The organism is Dysgonomonas sp. 521, from assembly GCF_010501055.1.
In the GTDB taxonomy this organism is placed as follows: Bacteria; Bacteroidota; Bacteroidia; order Bacteroidales; family Dysgonomonadaceae; genus Dysgonomonas.
Window position 1 is genome coordinate 8,461 of record NZ_QVMO01000107.1, and the last position, 2,330, is coordinate 10,790.

General features: G+C 46.3%; 2 protein-coding genes. Both read left to right on the plus strand.

Features of this window, described 5'->3' with window-relative positions; genetic code table 11:
* A partial coding sequence (locus D0T84_RS19585) for an FISUMP domain-containing protein (RefSeq protein ID WP_221413149.1) occupies nucleotides 1-1,217 on the plus strand: 1,217 nt, incomplete at its 5' end.
* A 91-nt stretch (nucleotides 1,218-1,308) separates the two neighbouring features.
* Nucleotides 1,309-2,163 (plus strand): FISUMP domain-containing protein, encoded by an 855-nt coding sequence (locus D0T84_RS19590; protein WP_163309543.1) that lies wholly within the window; start codon nucleotides 1,309-1,311, stop codon nucleotides 2,161-2,163.
* Nucleotides 2,164-2,330 lie beyond the last annotated feature (167 nt).

A 2,330-nucleotide genomic window follows, 5' to 3' on the forward strand; every position in this document is an offset into this window, starting at 1 on the left:
CCGACCTGGCTCTGGAGGAAGATGAGCTGGGCAACCGGAAAAAGACCGTTAGCATTGCCTGCCGGATGGAAATAGGAGGAAAGACAGTGCAGAGTACAAACTACGATGTGCTGGTGGTTAAAGCCGACAAAGATAAATTATCACCTATCTATGTTAAAGCTTGGAACGGAACAGCAATGGAAAATGGAGAGGGCGATCCGGCCACCGATATGGTAACAATTGCCTTTGCCCATGTCAATCTGGGTGCAATAGGCGATACCGATCCTTGCGGTTGCATGGGCGGTTGGTACCAGTGGGGACGCGAAACCGATGGTGATGGAATTACTACAGGACACTTCAGAAGAAACCTTACCGATGGTGATGCTTTTCCGGAAGGTATAGGCCTAAATCCAGTTGAAGATTTGCCAGAGGTTAGTATAAACGATTACGATGACAATGGACAGATAAAACCAATAGTTATTGATAAGTACGGTAAATTTATAAAGGCAAGGGTATGGAATCCATATATCGACCTTTCTTTCGACCTTTGGGGCGATGGCACTTATAACCTTGACCAGGCCAGAGGTAAAAGCGATCCTTGTCCTACAGGTTGGAAGATACCTAGCTCGAAACAATGGAATTCTATATTCGGAATAATAGAAAAGGGTGAGTTTTTTGACTCATCAGCTACTGCCAATCGCTGGACATGGATAGATAACAAGCATGAAACAGATGATAGACTTGGTGGTTATAAAATTGCTGATATTTTATATTTGCCAATTGCTGGTTATCGAAGATACTATGATGCTCTACCCGAAGGTGAAGGCTCCGGCCATTATTGGAGCAGCACCATAGCTAATCCTGCCCATACAGCATATCATATTAGTATTTACGATAAACTCTTTCATAGTTCTTATAACGTGAACATGGGAACCCAAACTCTGATTGGAGAGGGATTATCCGTCCGCTGCATAAAAGACGAGGATCCGCCTTATACTCCTCCTACACCGAGTTCAAGCGCTACTGTAACGGCTTGCGCATCACCTACCGATGAGACTTTGGGTACAGATGGTTATGCAGATGGCTATAAGATTGGCCTTCGTGCAGTAGAAGCCAGTACCGGCTTCTATATGTTTACCTACCAAACGATGAGATTGTATGCCAACTATAGCGATACGCCTGAACCTACCTCCTACCAGTGGGTGGTAGACGGCAAAGCTAATAAAAGGAGCAAATAACGCAACCTTTGCTTATACTCCTCCTACTGATATAGTCCTGACCGAAGACGAGCTGGGCAACTATAAAAAGACTGTGACTATTACCTGCCAGATGGTGATTAACGATAATGAAGTGCAACCTGTGAGTGATTTTAATATACTGGTTGTAAAGGCTACCAAAGGCACACTGTCGCCTATTTATGTATGGGGACATGAAAACGGAGTGGCCGGAGCACCATCAGTAAAAGTCGCTTTTGCCCATGTCAACCTTGGTGCTGAGAATGATACCGACCCGTGTAATTGTCTGGGTGACCTGTACCAGTGGGGACGTAAGAAAGACGGGCATCAGGTGCGTACCAGTGCAAGTTATCCGACTAACGATACTTCTGCAGAAAGCGGAATTGCCACAGCCGCAGACTTGGATGTAAACGGGCAGATAGCCGAAGGCAATGCACGTGAGGGTAAGTTTATAAAGCAAACCGACTATCCTATGAGTTGGCGACCGATTAATAATCCGAGTATGGTCGGTCTTTGGGGTGATAATACTACCGAAACATCGGCTAATTACAATCAGGCCAGGGGTACTGCCGACCCTTGCCCTACAGGTTGGAAGGTTCCCAGCCAGAAACAGTGGTCTGCTATCTACCAGGGTAATCAGACCAACGGAGCACCCGAAGCATCGACTTCCGGCAGCACATGGACAAAACAAGGGAAATTCACATCGAATGGGGGTGGCAGCACCAGTGGTTATAAAGTTGCTGACGCCCTTTATTTGCCCACCGCCGGCTACCGCCACTTGTCGTGGGGCTCGCTGCACGCCGCGAGCCAATACGGCGACTATTGGAGTAGTACCATCCACAGCAGCAGTCACACCACGTACAAACTGTACTTCTACAATAATACCGTCCTCCCGGGCGACTTTGGCGATCGTGCGAACGCCTATGTTGTACGCTGCGTTCCAGAATAAAAAGCAAGGGAAGGGGTGCGTGTTAGACTATTTATAAACAATAATTAAAATCATTGTTGTCCGCTAAAAGCCGAAAGCTTGCCTATTTTAGACATATCCTCTTGTATATCAGTGTTTGTTTTTCGCATAATCAAAAGTAAGCCCCCTGTATTTCAGGGAATAGAGAA